Genomic DNA, 20162 nt, shown 5'->3' on the forward strand with positions numbered 1-20162 from the left:
TCATGGGGCCTTCGTTGTGGTGCCGGGATGCGGGCCGAGCAGGCCCACCAGTGTCTGCAGGGCGTAGTGCACCGTGGCCGCGCGCACGGCGGCGCGGTCGCCGTCGAAGCGGCGGCGCTCGGTGCGCACCTGCCCGCCGACCGACCAGCCGAACCACACGGTGCCGACCGGCTTGTCGGGGCTGCCGCCGGTGGGGCCGGCCACGCCGGTCACGGCCACCGCGGCGCGCGCTGCCGAATGTGCGATGGCGCCTTCGGCCATGGCGCGCGCCACCGGCTCGCTGACCGCGCCATGGGCTTCGATCAGCGCGGCATCGACGCCCAGCAGTTCGGTCTTGGCGGCGTTGGAATACGTGACGAAACCGCGCTCGAACCAGGCACTGGAGCCCGCGAGCTCGGTGCATGCGCCGGCAATGAGCCCGCCGGTGCAGCTTTCGGCCGTGGCCAGCATCCAGCCCTTCTTCAGCAGCAGTTCGGCCGCGGCCGCGACGAGCGAGGGCGTGTCCTGGTCGGCAAGAGAATTCCCCGGGGTCGAAGGTTCCATCAAGTTCACCATGCGCGCCAGAGCGCAATGACCAAGAGCGTGCAGAACGCCGCCACGAGGTCGTCGAGGATGATGCCGAAGCCGGCGCGCCACCAGCGCACCTGGGCGGCGTCGCGCTGCTTGAACAGCGCATCGGCCCAGGCCACCGGCCCGGGCTTGGCGGCGTCGAAGAAGCGGAACAGGCCGAACGCGATGGCCTGCGCGAAGAGGCCGGCGGGGGTGACGAGCCACAGCACGATCCAGAACGCGATCACCTCGTCCCACACGATGCTGCCCGGGTCGGCCACGCCCATGTCACGCGCGGTGATGCTGCAGGCCCACCAGCCGATCGGCAGCGCGGCCAGGATGATCCAGCCGATGGCCGCGGGCGTGAACCACAGCTGCATCACGGCGAAGGCAGCCCAGGCCCAGAGCGTGCCGACGGTGCCGGGCGCCACGCGCGGCAGGCCGGAGCCGAAGCCCATGGCGATGAAATGCGCCGGATGGGACAACAGGAAAGCGATCGACGGACGGCGGGGCGTGGCTGGCGGCATGGGGCCTGCGGAGGAAGAAGCAACTTGCATCAGGCCAGAGTGTCGCGCATTCGAGGGGCTGTCCAAGACCCTCTATTTATCAAAGCAATAGCTTGTTTAATTCGCGGGGCGGGCCTAGTATCCAGGCCTTGCTTTGCCACCCGTCGTCCGCCAAGGACCGCGCCATATGCCTGCCGCCTCATCCAACTCCACTGCTGCCGCCAACCCTTCCTCTTTGCATCCTGCGTCTTCTGCCACCTGGAGCGAGCTGTTCAGCGGCCGCAACGGCTGGCGCGCGCTCGCGCTCACGGGCGGCGTCGCGCTGCATGCGGTCAATGTGCACATCGTGACGACCGTGCTGCCCTCGGTGGTGAACGAGATTGGCGGGCTCGACTGGTATGCCTGGAGCACCACGCTGTTCGTTGTGGGGTCGATCCTCGGCGCCACGCTGTCGGTGCGGCTGCTTGCGCGGCTGGGCCCGCGCGGCGCCTGCCTTGCGGCGCTCGTGGTCTTCAGCGCGGGCTCGATGGCTTGCGCGCTCGCACCGGCCATGCCCTGGCTGCTCGCAGGCCGCACGGTGCAGGGGCTGGGCGGCGGCTTGCTCGCGGCCCTGAGCTATGCGCTGATCCAGCTGGTGTTCGCGCCGCGGCTGTGGCCGCGGGCGGTGGCGCTGGTGTCGGGCATGTGGGGCGTGGCCACGCTCTGCGGGCCCGCGGTGGGCGGCCTGTTCGCGCAGGCGGGGCACTGGCGCTGGGCCTTCTGGTCGCTGCTGCCGCTGGCTGCGGTGCAGGCGCTGCTGGTCGCGGTGCAGTTGCGGCCCGCGGCCGGCGTGCGGCACGAACGGCCGTCGGCCATGCCGCGCATCCCGGCGCTGCAGATCGGCTTGCTGGCGGCCTCGGTGCTGGTGATCGCGGCCAGCGAGTTCTGGCCGGCGCTCGCCTGGCAGGCGGCCGGCGTGGTGCTGGGGCTCGGGCTCGGCGTGGCCGCCACGCGAATCGACCGGCGCGCCGCGGTGCGGCTGCTGCCCGCCGGCGCCTATGCGCTGCGCACGCCGATGGGTGCCATCTACGCGAGCGTGGTGCTGCTCCTGATCGGCACCACCACCGAGATCTTCGTGCCGTACTTCCTGCAGCTGCTGCATGGCCATTCGCCGCTGTCGGCCGGCTACCTCACGGCGGCGATGGCCGGCGGGTGGAGCGCGGGTTCGCTGCTGTCGTCGGGGCGCAGCGGCGCGGGCGCCGACCGCATGCTGCGCGCCGGGCCGGTGGCTTGCACGCTGGGGCTTGCCGCGCTCGCGCTGCTGCTGCCGGCCCCCGGACGCTTCGCACCGGGGCTCGAGATGCTGCTGGCCGCCATCGCGCTGGCGGCCGTGGGGCTGGGCGTGGGCATCGGATGGCCGCACCTGGTCACGCGCGTGATGTCGCTCGCGCCGGCCGGGCAGGAAGGCCTGGCCTCGGCCTCGATCACGACCGTGCAGCTCTACGGCATGGCGGTGGGTGCGGCAGTGGCGGGGCTGGTGGCCAACGCCGCCGGCCTCAGCGAGCCCGGTGGCGCCGCGGGCGCGCGCTCCGCCGCGGCCTGGCTGTTCGCGAGCTTCGCGTTCGCGCCCGCGCTGGCGGCGTGGCTGGTGGTCCGCTTCGTTGCCGCGCGGAGATTGATCGGCGTGCTCAAGCAACCGACCTAGGCCTTCCTGCATGCCGTCCGGTGTATTCGCCCGCGGCATTGGTCATCGTATGCTTGGCGACCCATTCAAGCGCGAGCGCCCATCCATCATGAAAAGAGCCGTGGTCCGTTCCAACGCGTTGTGGCTGTGCCTTGCGTTCAGCCTTCTGCTCGCCGCCTGCGGCAGCAAGGAGGCCGAGCAGCGCACCGCCTTCATCGGCTTCCTGCAGGCCCGCGTGCTCGACAAGCCCGGCCTGCGCGTGCCCACGCCCACGGCCGACGAGAAGACCTCCTTCGGCGACTATGCGCAGCACTATGCGGTGATCGCCGATTTCAACGAGGGCATGAACAAGTCGGTCAGCCAGCCGATGGGCCAGGTCATGGCCAAGGGTGCGCTGCGCTCGATTGCCGACCTGGCGTCACGCCGCGACGACCTCAAGGCCGCCAAGGATGGCCTGGGCGGCCTGCGCACCGCACTCGACCAGGAACTGGCCAAGGCCGATGCCGCGCATGCGAAGCTCAAGCAGCCCGACGACCTGAAGCAGGTCTACGACAAGGCCTATGAGAAGACCGTCTCGGCACCGGCCGCCACCTTCAAGGAGGTGTTTCCTGCGCTCGACAAGGTGTTCGACGGCGCGCTCGCGGTGGGCGACTACCTCGAGCAGAACAAGTCGAAGATCCAGGTCTCGGGATCGTCGGTCAGCGTGAGCGATCCGGCCGTGCAGGCGCAGCTCAACAAGATGCTGCAGGACCTCAATGGCCAGTCGAATGCCATCAACGCCGCCCAAGCCAAGATGCAGGCGATGGTTCGAGGGTCCTGATCAGACGAAATGGTCGAAGGAGCCGAAGCGCTGCGCAACCGGCGCGCCGCCGGCGTCCACGATGCGCAGGCCGGCTTCGGCGTCGATGCGGCCGATGCGCGTCACGCGCGTGGCGCTTTCCTTGCCGGCCTGTTCGACCGCGGCGCGCGCCGCGGGCGGTGCGGTGAAGACCAGCTCGTAATCGTCGCCGCCTGAAAGCGCGCAGGTGCGCAGGATCTCGGTGCCGAGCCCGCAGGACGCGGCCGCGGCGATCACGCCGGTGGCCGCATCGGCATCGAGCGTGGCGCCCACCTTGCTCGACGCGAGGATGTGGCCCAGGTCGCCCACGAGGCCGTCGCTCACGTCCACCGCCGAGGAGGCCGTGCCGCGCAGCGCCTGGCCCAGCGCCACGCGCGGCGCGGGCTGCTCCATGCGCATGCGCGCCTGCGCGAACACGTCGGCAGGCAGTGCGAGCGTGCCGCGGAACGCCTCGAGCGCGAGCCGCGCATCGCCGAGCGTGCCGCTGACCCAGATGTCGTCGCCCACGCGCGCGCCCGAGCGCAGCAGCGCCGCGCCGGCGGGCACTTCGCCGAACACGGTGATGCAGATGTTGAGCGGGCCGCGCGTGGTGTCGCCGCCCACGAGCTCGCAGCCGTGTTCGTCGGCCAGCGCGAACAGGCCGCGCGAGAAGCCTTCGAGCCAGGGCTCGTCGACACCGGGCAGCGCGAGCGCGAGCGTGAAGGCCAGCGGCTTCGCGCCGCAGGCCGCCAGGTCGCTGAGGTTCACCGCCAGCGCCTTGTGGCCGAGCCGGGCGGGATCGACGGTCGAGAGAAAGTGGCGGCCCTCGACCAGCATGTCGCAGGACACGGCAAGCTGCATGCCGGGCGCGGGCGCGAGCAATGCGCAGTCGTCGCCCACGCCGAGCGGGGAGCGCTTGGCGGGGCGCTGGAAGTAGCGTGTGATCAGGTCGAATTCACCCATGGGGCGAGCATAAGCGCTGAACCGCTCACCCCCGCGCGCGCCGGTTCGACATCACCACGTTGTCCTTCTCGATCGGCTGGCCGGCCTGCAGCGCGGCAATCCAGGCCTCGGTGCTTGCCACGGCCGCGAAGTTGCTGTGGAACACGACGCTGAAGACGCGGTGGATTTCCTCGGCGCTGGCCTGTCCGGCCGCATTCGAGTAGGGCAGTGCGCCGCTCGCGTCCGACAGGAACTCCACATTGAGGCCGCGGTGCATGGCCTCGAACACGGTGGACGCGTCGCAGTTGTGGGTCATGTAGCCCACCACGCTGAGCGTGTCGACCTGGTGGCGCGCGATCCAGTCGGCGAAGTCGGTGCCGGTGAAGACGCTCGGGAAGGTCTTGGTGATCAGGTGGTCGCGCGGCCGCCTGGCAATTTCCGGATGCAGCTGGCCGTTGTGGGCGTCGGCCTGGAACACCGGCGCGCCCTTGGGCGCGTGGTGCTGCACCACGACCACCGGCGTGCCGGCCGCGCGCGCGGCGTCCATGGCCTGCGCGATCTTCGGCAGCGAGCTTTCGACCGGCGGGTACTCGATGGGCAGTCCACCGCCTTCGAAGTATTCGTTCTGCACGTCGATCACGACGAGGGCGCGGCGCGGGGCGGGATGGTTGCTCATGGTGGGTGGCTCCGTGGTTGCAAGTGGTTGGGATGGCGCGATTGTTCGCGCTGGAGCCTTCGGGAGAAAGTGGCCCGGAAGCCATTCATCGATAAGATCGGGCCATGGCTGGAAAAACCGCGGAAACCATCGCCGTCGTCGCCTTCGACGGCATCAGCCCCTTTCACCTGTCGGTGCCGTGCATGGTCTTCGGCGAAGACCGCACGGAAGCGGGCGCCCCGCGTTTTCGCCTGCTGGTGTGCGGCACCGAGCCCGGCCCGCTGCAGACCAATGCAGGCTTCACGCTCGTGGTGCCGCACGGGCTCGAGGCGATACGGCGTGCGCAGATCGTGGTCGTGCCTTCATGGCGCGACGACGGCCGGCCCGCGCCGCCGGCGCTGATCCGCGCGCTGCAGGCGGCCCATCGGCGCGGCGCCATCGTGGTCGGGCTGTGCCTGGGCGCCTTCGTGCTGGCCGAGGCGGGCCTGCTCGACGGCCGCCCGGCCACCACGCACTGGAACCTGGCCGCAGCCTTTGCCAGGCAATATCCGAGGGTCAGGCTGCAGCCCGAGGTGCTGTACGTCGACGATGGCGACGTGCTCACCTCGGCCGGTACGGCCGCGGGCATCGACTGCTGCCTTCACCTGCTGCGCGTGCGCCATGGCGCCGAGGCGGCGAACCGTGCGGCGCGGCGCATGGTCGTGGCGCCGCACCGCCAGGGCGGACAGGCGCAGTACATCCGCCAGCCGATGCCTGCCGCGGCCGACGGCGACCGCCTCGCGCCGTTGCTCGAATGGCTGGGGCGCCATCTCCAGAGCCCGCATGAGCTCGACAGCCTGGCCCGGCGCGCACTGATGAGCCGGCGCACCTTCACGCGGCGCTTTCGCGAGGCCACCGGCACCACCGTCGGCCAATGGCTGCAGAACCAGCGCCTTGCGCTCGCGCAGCGGCTGCTGGAGACCTCCGACCGGCCGGTGGAGCGCGTGGCCACCGACGTGGGCTTCGGTTCGGCGGTGTCGCTGCGAAAGCACTTCGCGGCGGCGTTCAAGGTGTCGCCCACGGCCTACCGCAGGCAGTTCTCGCAGGATGTCGGCTCCGTCATACGTGGAGGTAATCGCGATCGAGGATTTGGGCGTGGCAGCGATATCGGCCAGCGCCAGGGGCACGGCCGCACAACTGGTCATTTCTGATGAAAGACATTCTTCAAGAACAGCGCCCAAAACGCGATCCCCCAAAGATATCCCACCGCGAACGAAACAATTATGAGAAAGACCCACAACGGCCATCCGCCGTAAGAGCCGAAGAAAGCAATAGAAAGAACAGAAGCAACTGTGCCAAAGCACACGACTGCGAACTTCAGAAAATTTTTCCGCTGGCGGATATAGTTGCCTGAACGGATAAGCGGGTTCTCCATTTGCGATCTCCAGGTGCCGCTCTCAGCGCCATGTCGGATTGCAAGAATCAGCCTTGCTTTGCCGTGCCCTTCGCTTCCAGCACAGTCAACTTCTCCGCCTACGCAGGTGCCCGGCCGACAGCCCAGAGCAAACGGCGATGACCAAACTTATCAGCCAAAGCATTGAAGCTGTCTCTGTCAGTTGTGCCCGATCTATCAACTCTTGCCGCCGGGAGTTCACTTCCGATATCGCCTTCAGTTGACGATCACGCGCTGCGAGATCTTCTTTGCTCGGTGAGTATGGCGCCAGCCGGCCATCCTCTGTCACGACATCAAGAAGTTCACCGCCGCTAACGAACTCAGCCTTCGCTACCCGAACACTTAGTTCCCGCCGCTCGGTTGGCGGCACTTTCTCTAGTTCTGCCGCCTGGATAGCTGCTTTCGCAGCTAGAGGCGGTGTTTGCAGCACATTCGCAAATTTCCGCAATGCCTGTGCATTCCAATACAAAAGCGCAGCACCAACAAGGACGATCGCTAGCCCGACAAATGCAACCGCGCGACTGCGAGTACGAGCTGACGGTTGCGACGCCAAGCCTTCATGAAGCAGCAGCAAGCCTACGATCCCAACAGCAAATTCAAACGCATTGGTCATGATTTTTATGTCGAAAATCACTTGCAGCACAGGCATATCCAGCACCCATTAACTCTATACCTAGCTGTCGCGCCGTTGACTGTCTTGGCCCGGCGTCGACCGAGGGCGTCATACGCGTAGGCGCCCGTCCCGCTGCCGCTACTCGCAACGAGCTGATTGCGCTCGTTCCAACTCGATTTTGCGTTCGAGTTCTGCTAGGCCCCGCCGCGAAAGCGCAGCGCCGCCTGCCGCACCACCTCCGCCAGGAGGCGCTCCTTGCCCTGCTTCTCGCGCAGCCAGCGCGCATCGTTGCGGTTGGCTTCCACGCTGGTGCGAAGCTCGCCGAGCGCCTGCGTGGCGTTGAGCGCCTCGCTGTGCCATTCGAGCTGCGTCATGGTCATGAGGATGTGGTCGCGCAGCGGCATGTGCTGGCCGCTGGCCGGGTCCACGTACACCGCGTCGAGCCCGAAGCGGCAGGCCTGGAAGCGGTTGTAGGTGTAGACGAGGTAGTCGTCTTCCGTCGGCTCGAAGGGCTGCTCCTGCAGGAACCATGCGGCGAGCGACTGCACGTAGCCCGCGAGCGCGGCCGCGCGCTCGACGGTGAGCGGCGTGTCGAACACGCGGATCTCGATGGTGCCGAACTCGGGCTTGGGCCGGATGTCCCAGTAGAAGTCCTTCATGCTGCGCACGACGCCGGTGCGGGTCATGCGCTCGAAGTAGGCCTCGAACTCCTTCCAGCTCAGCGTGAACGGTGCGCGGCCCGAAAGCGGGAACGCGAACACCGAGTTGAGCCGGGCCGAGTCGAACTGCGTGTCCTGCCCCTGCACGAACGGCGACGAGGCCGACAGCGCAATGAAGTGCGGGATGTAGCGCGACATGCGGTGCAGCATCAGCAGCGCCGAGTCGGCATCGGGGCAGCCGATGTGCACGTGCTGGCCGAAGATGGTGAACTGCTTGCTCAGGTAGCCGTACAGCTCCGACAGCTCGCGAAAGCGCGGCTTGTCGTAGATGCGCCGCTCGTGCCACTGCTGGAAGGCATGCGTGCCGCCGCCCACCACCGCGATGTTGAGCTTGTCGGCGTTCTTGATGAGCGCCTCGCGGATCGGCGAGAGCTGCGTGATCACGTCCTGCGCCGAGTGGCAGATGTCGGTGGAGATCTCGATCATGCTCGAGGTCATCTCGGGCACCACGCTGCCGGGCAGCGGCGTCTGCGCCATCAGCCGCAGCATGTCCTCGGCATAGGGTGCCAGGTCGTAGTCGTGCGTGTTGACGAGCTGCAGCTCGAGCTCCACGCCGAGCGACAGCGCCTCGGAGCGGTTGAAGGGTTCGAGCTTGACCACGCGGCTCTCCGGGTCCGCGGGCAGCGCGGCGGAGCGGAAGTCGTCGCTGTCGGGCAAGGGCATGGCCGCGGTCATCGCTGCGTGTCCTCCGTGGTGCTGAAGGCCTGGGGCGTCCAGGGCACCGAGCTTTCGCCCACCGCGTGGATGGCCACGGTGGCGAGCACGGCGCCCATCACCTCCATCAGGAGAATCGAGGGCAGGGCCACCTGCGTGATCATGGTGCCCAGCAGCGGCGACGCGGTGGTGAAGTTCGAGGCGATGAGCAGCGCGATCGACGACAGCGGCGACATCGCGCAGCCCACCCAGAAAGCCTGGTTCCAGCTGGCGCCGCTGCCCGGGTTGGCAATGGCCACGCCGGCGATCTTGGCGAACAGGCGGATGCCGATCACCGCCAGCACCACGCTGGCCACGGGCAGCGTCCAATCGGCCTGCGCCGCCACGATGGACACCAGCACGAACATCAGCATGGTGAGCAGCGACGAGGCCGTGCCGAGCTGCCGCTGCCAGGCCCAGGGCTTGGGGTTCAGCGTCTTGAGCAGCACCCCGCCGATCAGCGCGGCCAGCGGCGCCGAGCCGCCGACGTGGGCCGTGAGGGCGCTGGCGGCCGCAATGAGCGCGAGCAGCAGGATCGAGGTGTTCTCGCTCGTCGGGCTCATGAAGCGCAGCGCCGTGCGCAGCGCCAGTGCGAGGATGCCGCCGACCACGAACGAGAGGCCGAGCACCACCGCCACCGGATAGAGCTTCTGCAGCAGCGTCTGCGGCGCCCGCTCGATCAGGCCGGCCTGCGCATAGCCGAGCGCCAGCGCATAGAAGGTGTTGAGCGTGGCCAGCGTCATGGCGCGCTCGGTCACCGGCCCCGAGGCGCGGGTGTCGATGATCACGCGGCTCAGCACCGCCGGCGAGGCGACGATGGCCATCAGCGCGATGGGATTGGCCACCGGATCGGGCAGGCCCAGCAGCTGCAGCATCCAGAACACGCCGAAGTAGGTGAGCGTGGCTTCGAGCAGGCTCTGCACCAGCACCATCGGGTTGTGGCGGAACCAGCGCAGCGGCAGCCGGCCGCCGGCTTCGAACAGCACCACGGCCGCGCCGAGCTCCAGCAGGAACAGGCTGATGCCGCGCAGCGGCCAGATCGCGCCCTCGAAGCCGGCCAGGCCGGCCACCGCGCCGACCATCGAATAGCCCACCACCTTGGGCAGGCCCAGGTAGCGCTGCACCAGGTGGCCGGAGGCCGCCGCCGCGGCCAGCAGCAGCGACCACAGCACGGTGGGCAGGCCCGCCGAAGGGCGCAGCCACTCGGACCAGAAGCCCAGCAGGTCGTTGATGAGATTCGTCAAATTCATGCAGGTAGAAAAAAGCTGATGGGCCGGCTGCGCCAGCGCGCCCAGATGGCGCTGCGGATGCGTGCGCGGTCACCCAGGCTGACGCTGTGCGCGCGCAGCGCCAGCCGGAATGCGAAATAGAAACTCACGCTCACATTGAGCGCGCCGATCACCGGGATGGCCGCCACCGCCCACCACAGCGCGGGCTGCGGGAGCACCGCCATGCCCATGGAGGCCGCGGCCGCCGCGATCTGCCCGGCCGACAGTGTCACGTGGCGCACGTCCAGCCCGAGCCCGAAGAAACCCGCGAATGCGGGCAGCAGTCCGAGCATGAGCCCGAGCGAGATGTTGGAGGCAAAGCCCGATATGTTCGTGCGCATGAAGGTGGCCCACCGGCGGGCGCGGGCGGCACCCAGAAAAGCGCCGATGCGAGGGTTGTAACGCATGGCGGAGTCCAGCCGATGCAGGACAAAGGCGTTTTCTGTCCAGCCCGCGACGATGCTGGCCGCGAACAGCAGCACGCCGGTCATGGCCGCGAAGAGCGCGGTCGGGCCCGCCAGCGAGAGCGACTGCAGCGTGGCCGCGGCATGCGCCGCGTCCAGCAGCGGCCGGCCGAGCGCGAACTGCACCAGGAGGGCGAGCGCCAGCATCGCGGGCACCACCAAGCCCACGTTGCCCAGCACGGCCGCCACCTGCGAACGCACCAGATTGGCCACTTCGTCGACGAAATCGGCCACCGCGGCATCGGTTTTGATGTCGCGCAGCCGCGCCGCCATGGCGGGCGCCGTCATCGCGGGCTGCTTGGTGGCCAGCGTCAGGTGCAGCAACTGGATCGCGACGAAGCTCGCGGCATACATCAGGCCCGACCAGAACCCGCTCCAGAAGGCCGACAGGGCCAGCGAATAGATGCCGAACTTGAGCAGCACCGTCAGCGCGGTGAGCGCGCCGCCGCCCGCGGCCTTGCGCACCATCTGCAGGTAGCTGGCACGGTCGCGCGTGATGTAGTGCTCGCCGGTTTCGGCGCTGCGCTCGGTCACCTTGGCCGCCAGCATCGAGGAGTTCGAGGCGATCAGCGCGCGGATGCTGTTGCGCTCGCCGCCGGCCAGCACCAGCCGGCCCACCAGCCGCGCCACGCTGGGCGCGGGTGCGGGCGAGATCAGGCAGTCGAGCAGCTCGCGGATGCGCAGCACCCGCTCGCGCAGCTGGCGCAGCCGGAACACCAGGCCGACCGAGACGCCGTTGGCCTCCAGATGCGTGTAGACCGAGGAGGCGCTGGCGCGGCAGGCGTCGAGCCGGTCGCGGAAGGCCGCGAACGCGGCCTGCAGCGCGTCTTCGTCGCGGGGTGCCCGGAACATCTGCTCGCGCAATGCGTCGAGATCGGACATCAGCGCATGGAAGGCGCGGCTCTCGCTCGCCGCGCTCATGCGCAGCCGCAATTCGGGCGAGAAGCCGGCTGCCACCACCTGGCTGCTGCAGTAGGTGACGGCGTCCATCACGGTGTGGCGCCAGCGTGGGGCGCCGTCGATGTCGTCGAGCGCGGCGTCGGCCAGCAGGGCACCGATGCGCGCGAGCTGCGTGTCGTCCAGCAGCGCGATCCAGCCCGCGTCGAACGCGCCGGGCAGCACCATACGGAAAAGATCCGAGGCATCGGTGGTTTCGGGCGTGCCGGGCAGGATCTTGCGGCGCAGCCGTTCGGTGAGCTCGCTCACGAAGGCGGTGCGCGGCGCAAAGCCGTAGTCCGCCAGCAGCGTGGTCAGGTCGACCGCCTGCGTGAAGGCGCGCCACCATGCACGCAGGCGCTCGCGCAGCTCGGGCCGCGCCTCGACCGCGTCGAGCAGCAGCGACACCCGCCCCACCGCGGCCTGCGGCGACGCGCGGTCGCCGCGCAGCCAGTCGAAGACGTCGATCAGCCAGATGTGGCGCTGCGCCACGTCCGCGGTCGGATCAAGCCGGGCCAGCAGCCCCTGCAGGTCAAGCGATGCAGCAGCCATGAAAAAAGTTAAAAAGGAGAACCAAATGCCAGAAACACCGAGGAACCGGCTTTGCCGGCCTCAGGTGTTGCCCCCGGCGAGGGGGAGGGAGAAGCGACACGAAGTGCGCGAAGCCTGGGGGAGTGCTAGTGCAGCACCCGTGAAACGGGCGCCCCGCCGATGTCCGCCTCCAGCACGAACATCGGAATCGGCACGTCGAAGCGCTCGCCATCCTCGGTCACCATGAAATAGCTGCCGTGCATGGTGCCGCTGGGCGCCTGCAGGCGGCAGCCGCTGGTGTAGCGGAACGATTCGCCGGGCGCCAGCAGCGGCTGCTGGCCGATCACGCCCAGGCCCTTGACCTCCTGCGCATGGCCCGAGGCGTCGTTGATGAGCCAGTGGCGGGCGATGAGCTGGGCGCTCGTCTCGCCCTCGTTGGTCACGGTGACGGTATAGGCGAAGGTGTAGATCTTGTCCTTGGGCGAGGACTGGTCTGCGAGATAGCGCGGTTCGACCTGGACGCGGATGGGGCTGTGCGGCATGCGCGCGATGGTAACTGGAGCCTTCCCTTGCACTGCTTTCCGGGTTTTCCGCCGGCTGCGACAATCGGGGCATGAGCAGCACGCCGTTCCGCATCGCCCCCTCCATTCTCTCGGCCGATTTCGCCCACCTGGGCGACGAACTGGCCAAGGTCATCGCCGCCGGCGCCGACTGGATCCATTTCGACGTGATGGACAACCATTACGTGCCGAACCTGACCTTCGGCCCGATGATCTGCAAGGCCCTCAAGCCCTACGCCAAAACGGCCGACGGCGAGGCGGTGCCGATCGACGTGCACCTGATGATCCAGCCGGTCGATGCGCTGGCCGCCTCTTTCGCGGAAGCGGGCGCCGACTACATCAGCTTCCACCCCGATGCCTCGCCGCACGTGAACCGCAGCATCCAGTCCATCAAGGGCGCGGGCTGCAAGGCGGGGCTGGTGTTCAACCCGGGGCTGGGCCTGGAGGCGCTCGACTGGGCCATCGACGACATCGACCTGATCCTGATCATGTCCGTGAACCCCGGCTTCGGCGGGCAGAGCTTCATCGATTCGGCGCTGCGCAAGATCGAACTCGCGCGCAAGCGCATCGAGCAGAGCGGGCGCGACATCCGGCTGGAAGTGGACGGCGGCATCAAGGCCGACAACATCGCGCGCGTGGCTTCCGCCGGCGCCGACACCTTCGTGGCCGGCAGCGCGATCTTCAACGCCAAGGACTACGCGGCGGTGATCTCGTCCATGCGCGACCAGCTCGCGGGCGTGGGCGGCAAGTAGGAACTTCGGTCAGCGCTTGACCTTGTCGTTGTAGACGCGGTCCGTGACCGGCCCGCGGTCGGTGTCCACGACGCCGCGCTCGATGTCCTCGTGGCCCTGGCGGCCGACCTCGGGCGGCTGCCCGTCCTGCGTCTCCTGGCTGTCGGAAGACTCGTCGTGCTCGTGCGGCAGGCGCGGCGCCGAATCGCCGCCCTGCTGGGTCTTGGTGTCGCCGCCGCCGGCGTCCCGCAGCGGGTCGCTCGGTTCGGCCGGGTCCTTGGTACGGGGCTTGGTGCTGCTCATGGCGCTTGGTTCCTTCGCTTCGCGGTGTCTGTGTGCATCCACGGCGAGCCTGCATGGCGCGCCGGCCGCAGCCGGTAGGACAGCCCAGGCATGCCCTGTAGGCCCGGCGCGCCGGGCCGCAGGCACGCACGCACGCACGCACGCACGCACGCAATGTGCCGCTATGAAACGAGTAGCGGCTTTGCGCACAGGGGAAGGCCTCCGCAATAATCGCCCGGATGTCCTCCGATCCTCTTGCGGCCGCCGCCACCGACAACTTGCGCATCCATACCTTCGCCGCGCTGGAGCCCGGTCCGCGGCTGCTCGTGCTGGGCGGCGTGCATGGCGACGAGACCTGCGGTACCGCGGGCATCGAGCGCGTGCTGGCCGAGCTCGACGGCGGCACCTTCCGGCTGCGGCGCGGGCAGCTCACGCTGGTGCCGGTCGCCAACCCGCTGGCGCGGCGGCGCCTGCAGCGCGAGGGCGAGCGCAACCTCAACCGCCTGTTCAAGCCCAGCGCGGAGCCCGCGGACTACGAAGACCGGGTCACCAACGTGCTGTGCCCGCTGATCGAGCGGCACGACGTGCTGCTCGACCTGCATTCCTTCCAGAGCGAGGGCGAGGCCTTCGCGATGATCGGCCCGCGGGACAACACCGGCACGCTCGAGCCCTTCGCGCGCGCCAGCGAGGAGGGGCTGCTCGCGCTGCACCTGGGCACGCCCATCGTGGTGGAGGGCTGGCTCGACATCTATGCTGCCGGGCTCGCGCAGCGTTCCGCCGGCATCGCGGTGGGCGAGGACGCGATCGACTTCGGCCGCGGCACCAACGAGTACATCCGCAATTGCGGCGGCTACGGCGTCACGCTCGAATGCGGCCAGCACCGGGACCCGAAGGCGCCCGAGGTGGCGTGGCGCGCCATCCGCCGCGCGCTCGCGCTGCTCGGCATGGCGGCGCTGCCACAGGGCCTGCTGGCGGAGCCGCCCAAGCCGCCGCAGCTGCTGCGCCTGGCGAGCGTGACCGACCGGCTGCACGAGGATGACAGCTTCGTGCGCGACTGGGCCACCTTCGATGCGGTGCAGCGCGGCGAACCCATCGGCATGCGCCACGACGGCACGCTGGTGAGCGCGCCGGACGACGGATTCATCGTCTTTCCCAACGCGCTGGCGCTGCCCGGCGCCGAATGGTTCTACTTCGCGCATCCGAGCGAGCGCGTGCTCGGGCCCGCCGCCGCCTGAACCTACGGCAGGCGCCGCCGCGCTCCTACATCGCGCAGCGGCGCGGGGCGCAGAGTCTCGAGGCTGAAGGAGTGTGTCCATGGCAGTCTCGAAAAAAGCCCCCGCGCCGCGCGTCCTGTGGAAGGGCGCGATCAGCTTCGGCCTCGTCCACATTCCGGTGGCGCTGTACTCGGCCACCACCGACCACGGCATCGACTTCGACTGGCTCGACAAGCGCACGATGGACCCGGTCGGCTACAAGCGCATCAACAAGAAGACCGGCAAGGAGATCGCGCGCGAGAACATCGTCAAGGGCATCGAGTACGAGGATGGCGAATACGTGGTGCTGAGCGACAAGGAAATTGCCGACGCCTATCCCAAGACCACGCAGACCATCGAGATCGAGAGCTTCGTGCCCGCCAACGGCATTCCGTTCGTCTATCTCGAGCGCCCCTACTACGTGGCGCCCATCAACCGCGGTGCCAAGGTGTATGCGCTGCTGCGCGAGACGCTGCAGCGCAGCCAGCGCATCGGCGTGGCGCGCGTGGTGATCCAGACCAAGCAGCACCTGGCCGCGCTCGTGCCCGTGGGCCCGGGGCTGGTGCTGAACCTGCTGCGCTGGGGCGCCGACATCCGGCCCTGGACCGAGCTCCCGCTGCCGTCGGAAGACGCGAAGAAGGCGGGGCTGCGCGAGCACGAGATCAAGATGGCCGAGCAGCTGGTCGAGGACATGAGCGCCGAATGGGACCCGGACGAGTACAAGGACGAGTTCAAGGACGAGATCCTGCGGCTGGTCGACCGCAAGGTGGCCGCGGGCCAGACCGAGACCGTGGCGCAGATCGAGCCCGAGGAAGGCCAGTCTGTCGAGAGCCGCGGCGCGAAGATCATCGACCTCACCGAGCTGCTGCAGCGCAGCCTGCGCAAGGGTGGGGGCGGCAAGGCGGCTGCGGCCAGCGAAGACAGCGACGATGAAGAAGAGGCACCCGCGGCAACCAGGGCCAAGCCCAGGCCCAAGGCCAAGCCCGGGGCCCATGGCAAGACCGCCGCAAAAAGCAGCAGCAGCGGCGGCGCCGCACGCAAGCGCACTGCGGCCAAGGCCGCCACCGCCCGGCGCCGCGCGGCATGAGCGGGCGCATGGCCACGGCGCAGAAGGCGCCGCGCATCACGCACGCGGAGCGCGTGATCGACGCCGCCAGCGGCCTCACCAAGGGCGATCTCGCGGCCTACTACGCGCGCGTCGCGCCGCTGATCCTGCCGCACCTCGAGGGGCGCCCGGTGGCGCTGGTGCGCGCGCCCGACGGCGTGGGCGGCGAGCTGTTCTTCCAGAAGCACGCGCAGCACAGCGACATCGCGGGCATCAAGCTGCTCGATCCCGCGCTCGACCCGGGCCACGACCCGCTGCTGCAGATCGACACTGCCGAGGCGCTGCTCGGCGCGGCGCAGTACAACACCGTCGAGCTGCACACCTGGAACGCCACCTCGCGCGCCATCGGCAAGCCCGACCGCATGACCTTCGACCTCGACCCCGGCGAAGGCATCGACTGGCAGCAGATGCAGGAAGCAGCGCTGCTGGTGCGCGTGCTGCTCGACGAGCTCGGCCTGCCGTCGTTCCTCAAGACCAGCGGCGGCAAGGGGCTGCACGTGGTGGTGCCGCTGCGGCGCCAGTTCGGCTGGGACGAGGTGCGCGGCTTCTCGCGGGCCATCGTCGAGCACCTGGCGCGCACCGTGCCGGAGCGCTTCGTGGCCAAGAGCGGGCCGCGCAACCGCGTGGGCAGGATCTTCGCGGACTACCTTCGCAACGGCTTCGGCGCCACCACCGTCAGTGCGTGGTCGGCGCGCGCCCGGCCCGGCATGGGCGTGTCGGTGCCGCTGGCCTGGGAAGAGCTGCCCGACCTGGACAGCGCCGCCCACTGGACGGTGGCCAACATCGGCCCGCGCCTGGCCACCGGCAACACGCCCTGGGACGCGATGGAGCGCAGCCGCACCGGCCTTCGCGATGCCATGGAGATGCTCGGCTTCCTGCCCGCCTGAGCAAGGCCGCGGGCCTATTGCGGCACTTCCTCGGTCGTCACTTCGAAGCGCTTGAGCGAGTTGGCGCCGAACACCATGGTGATCGGCACGTCGGCCGCGTCGCGTCCGCGCGCAATCACGATGCGGCCAATGCGCGGCACGTTGTGGCGCGCATCGAAGGTGTACCAGCGCTCTCCCAGGTACACCTCGAACCAGGCGCTGAAGTCCATCGGGGAGGGCACGGGCGGAACGCCGATGTCGCCCAGGTAGCCGGTGGCATAGCGCGCGGGAATGTTCATGCAGCGGCACAGCGTGATCGCCAGGTGGGCGAAGTCGCGGCACACGCCCGTGCGCTCGCGGAACCCCTCCAGCGCCGTGCGCGTGGCGCGCGCGCTCTGGTAGTCGAAGCGCAGGTGCTCGTGCACGAAATCGCAGATGGACTGGACGCGGTGCCAGCCCGGTGCCACGCTGGAAAAGTTGCTCCAGGCGAACGCGAGCAGTTCGCTGTCGACCTCGCAGTAGCGGCTCGGCAGCAGGAAGGGCAGCGTGGCGACCGGCAGGTCCGCCGCCGCGTGCTCGGCGGCGCCGAAGTCCACCGGATCGGCCCAGCCCGGGTCGAACACCACCGCATGGTTGCGCAGCCGCACGCTCTGCACGCCCGCGGGAATCCGCACGCGCGCGCAATGGTTGTCGAAGCCGTCCATGTAGTAGTCGGTATGCAGCGGCGGCGTGAGGGTGACGTGCTCGCCGTCCTGCAGGTCCGCCGCGCGCGAAGGGTGGACATGCAGCATGTAGACCAGTGCCGTGGGCGCCGTGACGGCGAGTTCGATGTCGAAACCGATCTTGATCTGCATGTTTCTTTCTCTCTTCCCTGTGTAAATGGCTTCGGTCCACGAATGCCCAAGCAGGCTTCGTGCCGCCTGTGTTCGATGCTACGGCTGCGAACGAGGCGCGGATGCGGGCCGACACGCCAGGCCGCGTAGGCGGCAGCCAGGTGCTGTCGGTGCGCTCCTACCCCGTAGGCACCGCCTCTCCCACAAGGGTGGGCGAGGCGCCACTACGGGTAACAGTGTGAGAAAAACATAACCTTTGGATTCGCTCGCAACTGCCCCCGCGAACCCGCTTTCGTGGCTTCATGGAGGCCGCAGCGCAAGCATCGAGTTTTTCAATCTGATCTGCTGGAGCGAATCATGGATCTGTCGTCGCTGTTCGATTCACTCACCGGTGCTTGGGGGGATGAAATCCTGTTCTGGGTGGTGGCCGCCGTGGCGGGCTTCATCTGCCTGATTGCGCTGGTGAACGTGCTGGACCTTTTTCTCGACAACGAAGCTGACCCTCCCATGAAAGACCCTCGATGACGCCTCAGAACAAGGCCGCCGCCGGACGCCGCTCGAAGGCCACGGACGGCAGCAACGCCAAGCAGCAGCAGCTCGATGGATTCGCAACCGATCATGCGCCCAATCTGACGACCAACCAGGGTCTTCAGATTCCGGACAACCACAATTCGCTCAAGGCCGGGGTGCGCGGGCCCACGCTGCTCGAAGATTTCATCCTGCGCGAGAAGATCACGCACTTCGACCATGAGCGCATTCCCGAGCGCGCGGTGCATGCGCGCGGCTCGGCGGCGCATGGCTATTTCCAGGTCTACAAGTCGATGTCGCAGTTCACCTGCGCCGATTTCCTGCAGGACCCGGACGCGAAGACACCCGTTTTCGTGCGCTTCTCCACCGTGGCCGGCTCGCGCGGTTCGGCCGACACGGTGCGCGACGTGCGCGGCTTTGCCGTCAAGTTCTACACGCGAGAGGGCAACTACGACCTCGTGGGCAACAACATCCCGGTGTTCTTCATCCAGGACGCGATGAAGTTCCCCGACCTCATCCATGCCGTGAAGCCCGAGCCGCACCACGAGATGCCGCAGGCCGCCAGCGCGCACGACACCTTCTGGGATTTCGTCTCGCTCATGCCCGAGAGCACCCACATGCTGATGTGGGCGATGAGCGACCGCGCCATTCCGCGCAGCCTGCGCATGATGGAAGGCTTCGGCGTGCACACCTTCCGCTTCGTGAACATCCGCGGCGAGAGCCACTTCGTGAAATTCCACTGGAAGCCCAAGCTCGGCATCCACGGCCTGGCGTGGGACGAGGCGCAGAAGGTCGCGGGCAAGGACCCCGACTTCCATCGCCGCGACCTGTGGGAAGCCATCGACCAGGGCGACTTTCCCGAGTGGGAGCTCGGCGTGCAGCTGGTGCCGCCCGACAAGGCCAATTCGCTCGGCTTCGACCTGCTCGATCCCACCAAGCTGATCCCCGAGGAGATGGTGCCCGTGCAGCGCATCGGCCGGCTCGTGCTCAACCGCAACCCCGAGAACTTCTTCGCGGAAACCGAGCAGGTGGCGTTCCATCCGGGGCACGTGGTGCCGGGCATCGACTTCAGCAACGACCCGCTGCTGCAGGGGCGCCTGTTCTCCTACACCGACACCCAGATCTCGCGCCTGGGCGGTGCCAACTTCCACGAGCTGCCCATCAACAAGAGCGTGTGCCCGTTCCACAACTTCCAGCGTGACGGCATGCACCGCCAGGCCATTGCGCGCGGCCAGGTGGCCTATGAGCCCAACTCGCTGGGCGACGGCAAGGAGTTCAGGGTCGACGGCGGCAGCGCCGGCTTCCAGTCGCATCCCGACGAGCTCGAGTCGCCCAAGGTGCGCCGGCGCAGCCCGACCTTCGACGACCACTTCACGCAGGCGCGGCTGTTCTTCAACAGCCAGAGCGCGGCCGAGAAGGAGCACATCATTGCGGCCTTCCGCTTCGAGCTCTCCAAGGTCGAGGTGCCGGCCATTCGCCAGCGCATGGTCGACAACCTGGCGCACGTCGACGAGAAGCTCGCGCGCCGGGTGGCCGAGCCGCTGGGCATCGGCGCGCCGGATGCCAAGGCGGCCGCGGGCCGCGCAGGGTTCCGGGAGCACCGCATGACCCTGCCCATCGAGGAGTCGCCCGCGCTCAGCATGGCCGACACCGGCGACGGTTCGATCCGCACGCGCAGGATCGCGATCCTCGCGGCCGACGGCGTCGACTCCGCCTCGCTCAAGCCGATCCGCGATGCGCTCGAGCAGGCCGGCGGCAAATGCAAGGTGGTCGGCGCCCGCCTGGGCACCATCGCCAGCGCAACGAAGCGGCAGATCGACGTCGACATGACCTTCGCCAACGGGCCGTCGGTCATGTTCGATGCCGTGCTGATCCCCGGCGGCGCCCAGGGCGTTGCGGCGCTGGCGGGCATGGGCGATGCGGTGCACTTCGTGCTCGAGGCGTACAAGCACTGCAAGGCCATCTGCAGCGTGGGCGACGGCGTGCAGCTGCTCTCCACGCTCGGCATCGGCGCGAACGCGCAGCAGCGGGACGCACCCGCCGGCGTCATCGTCGCGGCCACGCCGGTCACCAACCTCGGCGACACCAGCGAGGCGACGCAGATCGCGCAGGCCTTCATTGCCGCCATTGCAAAGCACCGCCACTGGGACCGCGCCAACATCGATGCCATCCCAGCCTGATGTAGTCCATTCGCGCTAGACCTTCTTGCGAATAGG

General features: G+C 68.6%; 21 protein-coding genes. 9 read left to right on the plus strand and 12 right to left on the minus strand.

Features of this window, described 5'->3' with window-relative positions:
* Positions 1–555 (minus strand): CinA family protein, encoded by a 555-nt coding sequence (locus EJO66_RS14695; RefSeq protein WP_125965496.1) that lies wholly within the window; start codon positions 553–555, stop codon positions 1–3.
* Positions 549–1076 carry a phosphatidylglycerophosphatase A family protein gene (locus tag EJO66_RS14700; RefSeq protein ID WP_124958562.1) on the minus strand — a complete coding sequence of 176 codons (528 nt, stop codon included), beginning with the start codon at positions 1074–1076 and terminating at the stop codon, positions 549–551. Before EJO66_RS14700 ends, EJO66_RS14695 begins: the two co-directional genes overlap by 7 nt.
* Positions 1077–1242: 166 nt before the next feature.
* Here EJO66_RS14700 and EJO66_RS14705 point away from each other — a divergent pair, with 166 nt between their 5' ends.
* On the plus strand, positions 1243–2739 hold the full coding sequence (locus EJO66_RS14705) for an MFS transporter (RefSeq protein ID WP_125965497.1): 1497 nt from the start codon (positions 1243–1245) through the stop codon (positions 2737–2739).
* An 88-nt stretch (positions 2740–2827) separates the two neighbouring features.
* On the plus strand, positions 2828–3538 hold the full coding sequence (locus EJO66_RS14710) for a DUF3053 domain-containing protein (RefSeq protein ID WP_124958564.1): 711 nt from the start codon (positions 2828–2830) through the stop codon (positions 3536–3538).
* On the opposite strand, the gene thiL is transcribed toward EJO66_RS14710, so the two are convergent.
* Together thiL and EJO66_RS14720 are read right to left on the minus strand one after the other, a co-directional pair.
* Complete coding sequence (gene thiL, locus EJO66_RS14715; RefSeq protein ID WP_124958565.1) at positions 3539–4498, minus strand: thiamine-phosphate kinase; 960 nt, start codon at positions 4496–4498, stop codon at positions 3539–3541. It lies immediately after the preceding gene.
* Between the two features lie 25 nt (positions 4499–4523).
* Complete coding sequence (locus EJO66_RS14720) at positions 4524–5153, minus strand: isochorismatase family protein (RefSeq protein ID WP_125965498.1); 630 nt, start codon at positions 5151–5153, stop codon at positions 4524–4526.
* A 104-nt stretch (positions 5154–5257) separates the two neighbouring features.
* Here EJO66_RS14720 and EJO66_RS14725 point away from each other — a divergent pair, with 104 nt between their 5' ends.
* Positions 5258–6322, plus strand: a complete 1065-nt coding sequence (locus EJO66_RS14725; RefSeq protein WP_240648578.1) for a GlxA family transcriptional regulator — start codon at positions 5258–5260, stop codon at positions 6320–6322.
* Here the strand turns inward: EJO66_RS14725 and EJO66_RS14730 are convergent.
* The 6 genes from EJO66_RS14730 to apaG all read right to left on the minus strand — a co-directional run bounded on the left by EJO66_RS14730 (position 6313) and on the right by apaG (position 12330).
* On the minus strand, positions 6313–6546 hold the full coding sequence (locus EJO66_RS14730) for a hypothetical protein (protein WP_125965499.1): 234 nt from the start codon (positions 6544–6546) through the stop codon (positions 6313–6315). The two genes, EJO66_RS14725 and EJO66_RS14730, sit on opposite strands and share 10 nt — an antisense overlap.
* Before the next feature lie 85 nt (positions 6547–6631).
* Positions 6632–7213 (minus strand): hypothetical protein, encoded by a 582-nt coding sequence (locus EJO66_RS14735; RefSeq protein ID WP_125965500.1) that lies wholly within the window; start codon positions 7211–7213, stop codon positions 6632–6634.
* Between the two features lie 158 nt (positions 7214–7371).
* Complete coding sequence (locus EJO66_RS14745) at positions 7372–8571, minus strand: YbdK family carboxylate-amine ligase (RefSeq protein ID WP_125965501.1); 1200 nt, start codon at positions 8569–8571, stop codon at positions 7372–7374.
* A complete protein-coding gene (locus EJO66_RS14750; RefSeq protein WP_124958569.1) occupies positions 8568–9839 on the minus strand; it encodes a cation:proton antiporter in 1272 nt (423 codons plus the stop codon). The genes EJO66_RS14745 and EJO66_RS14750 overlap by 4 nt, the downstream gene beginning before the upstream one ends.
* Positions 9836–11809: a site-specific recombinase gene (locus EJO66_RS14755; RefSeq protein WP_125965502.1), complete on the minus strand. Its 1974-nt coding sequence runs from the start codon at positions 11807–11809 to the stop codon at positions 9836–9838. The genes EJO66_RS14750 and EJO66_RS14755 overlap by 4 nt, the downstream gene beginning before the upstream one ends.
* A gap of 125 nt (positions 11810–11934) precedes the next feature.
* Entirely contained in the window at positions 11935–12330 is a 396-nt protein-coding gene (gene apaG / locus EJO66_RS14760; RefSeq protein WP_012745656.1) for a Co2+/Mg2+ efflux protein ApaG, read from the minus strand.
* 71 nt (positions 12331–12401) lie between these two features.
* Between apaG and rpe the strand changes: the two genes are divergently transcribed.
* Positions 12402–13100, plus strand: a complete 699-nt coding sequence (gene rpe, locus EJO66_RS14765; protein ID WP_124958571.1) for a ribulose-phosphate 3-epimerase — start codon at positions 12402–12404, stop codon at positions 13098–13100.
* A gap of 9 nt (positions 13101–13109) precedes the next feature.
* Here rpe and EJO66_RS14770 read toward each other — a convergent pair whose 3' ends face one another.
* Positions 13110–13382, minus strand: a complete 273-nt coding sequence (locus EJO66_RS14770) for a hypothetical protein (RefSeq protein WP_124958572.1) — start codon at positions 13380–13382, stop codon at positions 13110–13112.
* A gap of 218 nt (positions 13383–13600) precedes the next feature.
* On the opposite strand from EJO66_RS14770, the gene EJO66_RS14775 reads away from it, so the two are divergent.
* The 3 genes from EJO66_RS14775 (at position 13601) to ligD (ending at position 16606) form a co-directional block, all read left to right on the plus strand.
* Entirely contained in the window at positions 13601–14596 is a 996-nt protein-coding gene (locus EJO66_RS14775) for a M14 family metallopeptidase (RefSeq protein WP_124958573.1), read from the plus strand.
* Positions 14597–14675: 79 nt separating this feature from the next.
* Positions 14676–15701 carry a non-homologous end joining protein Ku gene (gene ku, locus EJO66_RS14780; protein WP_124958574.1) on the plus strand — a complete coding sequence of 342 codons (1026 nt, stop codon included), beginning with the start codon at positions 14676–14678 and terminating at the stop codon, positions 15699–15701.
* Positions 15698–16606 (plus strand): non-homologous end-joining DNA ligase, encoded by a 909-nt coding sequence (ligD, locus tag EJO66_RS14785; protein ID WP_125965503.1) that lies wholly within the window; start codon positions 15698–15700, stop codon positions 16604–16606. Before ku ends, ligD begins: the two co-directional genes overlap by 4 nt.
* 14 nt (positions 16607–16620) lie before the next feature.
* Here the strand turns inward: ligD and EJO66_RS14790 are convergent, their stop codons facing one another.
* The gene (locus EJO66_RS14790; RefSeq protein WP_124958576.1) at positions 16621–17439 is read right to left on the minus strand and encodes a transglutaminase-like domain-containing protein; all 819 of its coding nucleotides are present in this window, start codon (positions 17437–17439) and stop codon (positions 16621–16623) included.
* A gap of 336 nt (positions 17440–17775) precedes the next feature.
* On the opposite strand from EJO66_RS14790, the gene EJO66_RS32550 reads away from it, so the two are divergent.
* Together EJO66_RS32550 and katE are read left to right on the plus strand one after the other, a co-directional pair.
* A complete protein-coding gene (locus EJO66_RS32550) occupies positions 17776–17943 on the plus strand; it encodes a hypothetical protein (protein WP_012745663.1) in 168 nt (55 codons plus the stop codon).
* The gene (gene katE / locus EJO66_RS14795) at positions 17940–20126 is read left to right on the plus strand and encodes a catalase HPII (protein ID WP_124958577.1); all 2187 of its coding nucleotides are present in this window, start codon (positions 17940–17942) and stop codon (positions 20124–20126) included. The genes EJO66_RS32550 and katE overlap by 4 nt, the downstream gene beginning before the upstream one ends.
* Positions 20127–20162: the final 36 nt, after the last annotated feature.

The sequence above is a fragment of the Variovorax beijingensis genome (assembly GCF_003951285.1).
GTDB lineage: Bacteria > Pseudomonadota > Gammaproteobacteria > Burkholderiales > Burkholderiaceae_C > Variovorax > Variovorax beijingensis.

Coding starts and splice junctions, on each gene's coding strand:
- EJO66_RS14700 (WP_124958562.1), bottom strand. CDS start 1,076: ATGCCGCCAGCCACGCCCCGCCGTCCGTCGATCGCTTTCCTGTTGTCC.
- EJO66_RS14725 (WP_240648578.1), top strand. CDS start 5,258: ATGGCTGGAAAAACCGCGGAAACCATCGCCGTCGTCGCCTTCGACGGC.
- apaG (WP_012745656.1), bottom strand. CDS start 12,330: ATGCCGCACAGCCCCATCCGCGTCCAGGTCGAACCGCGCTATCTCGCA.
- EJO66_RS14755 (WP_125965502.1), bottom strand. CDS start 11,809: ATGGCTGCTGCATCGCTTGACCTGCAGGGGCTGCTGGCCCGGCTTGAT.
- EJO66_RS14750 (WP_124958569.1), bottom strand. CDS start 9,839: ATGAATTTGACGAATCTCATCAACGACCTGCTGGGCTTCTGGTCCGAG.
- EJO66_RS14720 (WP_125965498.1), bottom strand. CDS start 5,153: ATGAGCAACCATCCCGCCCCGCGCCGCGCCCTCGTCGTGATCGACGTG.
- ligD (WP_125965503.1), top strand. CDS start 15,698: ATGAGCGGGCGCATGGCCACGGCGCAGAAGGCGCCGCGCATCACGCAC.
- katE (WP_124958577.1), top strand. CDS start 17,940: ATGACGCCTCAGAACAAGGCCGCCGCCGGACGCCGCTCGAAGGCCACG.
- EJO66_RS14695 (WP_125965496.1), bottom strand. CDS start 555: ATGGTGAACTTGATGGAACCTTCGACCCCGGGGAATTCTCTTGCCGAC.
- EJO66_RS14735 (WP_125965500.1), bottom strand. CDS start 7,213: ATGCCTGTGCTGCAAGTGATTTTCGACATAAAAATCATGACCAATGCG.
- EJO66_RS14790 (WP_124958576.1), bottom strand. CDS start 17,439: ATGCAGATCAAGATCGGTTTCGACATCGAACTCGCCGTCACGGCGCCC.
- EJO66_RS32550 (WP_012745663.1), top strand. CDS start 17,776: ATGGATCTGTCGTCGCTGTTCGATTCACTCACCGGTGCTTGGGGGGAT.
- ku (WP_124958574.1), top strand. CDS start 14,676: ATGGCAGTCTCGAAAAAAGCCCCCGCGCCGCGCGTCCTGTGGAAGGGC.
- EJO66_RS14710 (WP_124958564.1), top strand. CDS start 2,828: ATGAAAAGAGCCGTGGTCCGTTCCAACGCGTTGTGGCTGTGCCTTGCG.
- EJO66_RS14775 (WP_124958573.1), top strand. CDS start 13,601: ATGTCCTCCGATCCTCTTGCGGCCGCCGCCACCGACAACTTGCGCATC.
- rpe (WP_124958571.1), top strand. CDS start 12,402: ATGAGCAGCACGCCGTTCCGCATCGCCCCCTCCATTCTCTCGGCCGAT.
- EJO66_RS14730 (WP_125965499.1), bottom strand. CDS start 6,546: ATGGAGAACCCGCTTATCCGTTCAGGCAACTATATCCGCCAGCGGAAA.
- EJO66_RS14770 (WP_124958572.1), bottom strand. CDS start 13,382: ATGAGCAGCACCAAGCCCCGTACCAAGGACCCGGCCGAACCGAGCGAC.
- EJO66_RS14745 (WP_125965501.1), bottom strand. CDS start 8,571: ATGACCGCGGCCATGCCCTTGCCCGACAGCGACGACTTCCGCTCCGCC.
- thiL (WP_124958565.1), bottom strand. CDS start 4,498: ATGGGTGAATTCGACCTGATCACACGCTACTTCCAGCGCCCCGCCAAG.
- EJO66_RS14705 (WP_125965497.1), top strand. CDS start 1,243: ATGCCTGCCGCCTCATCCAACTCCACTGCTGCCGCCAACCCTTCCTCT.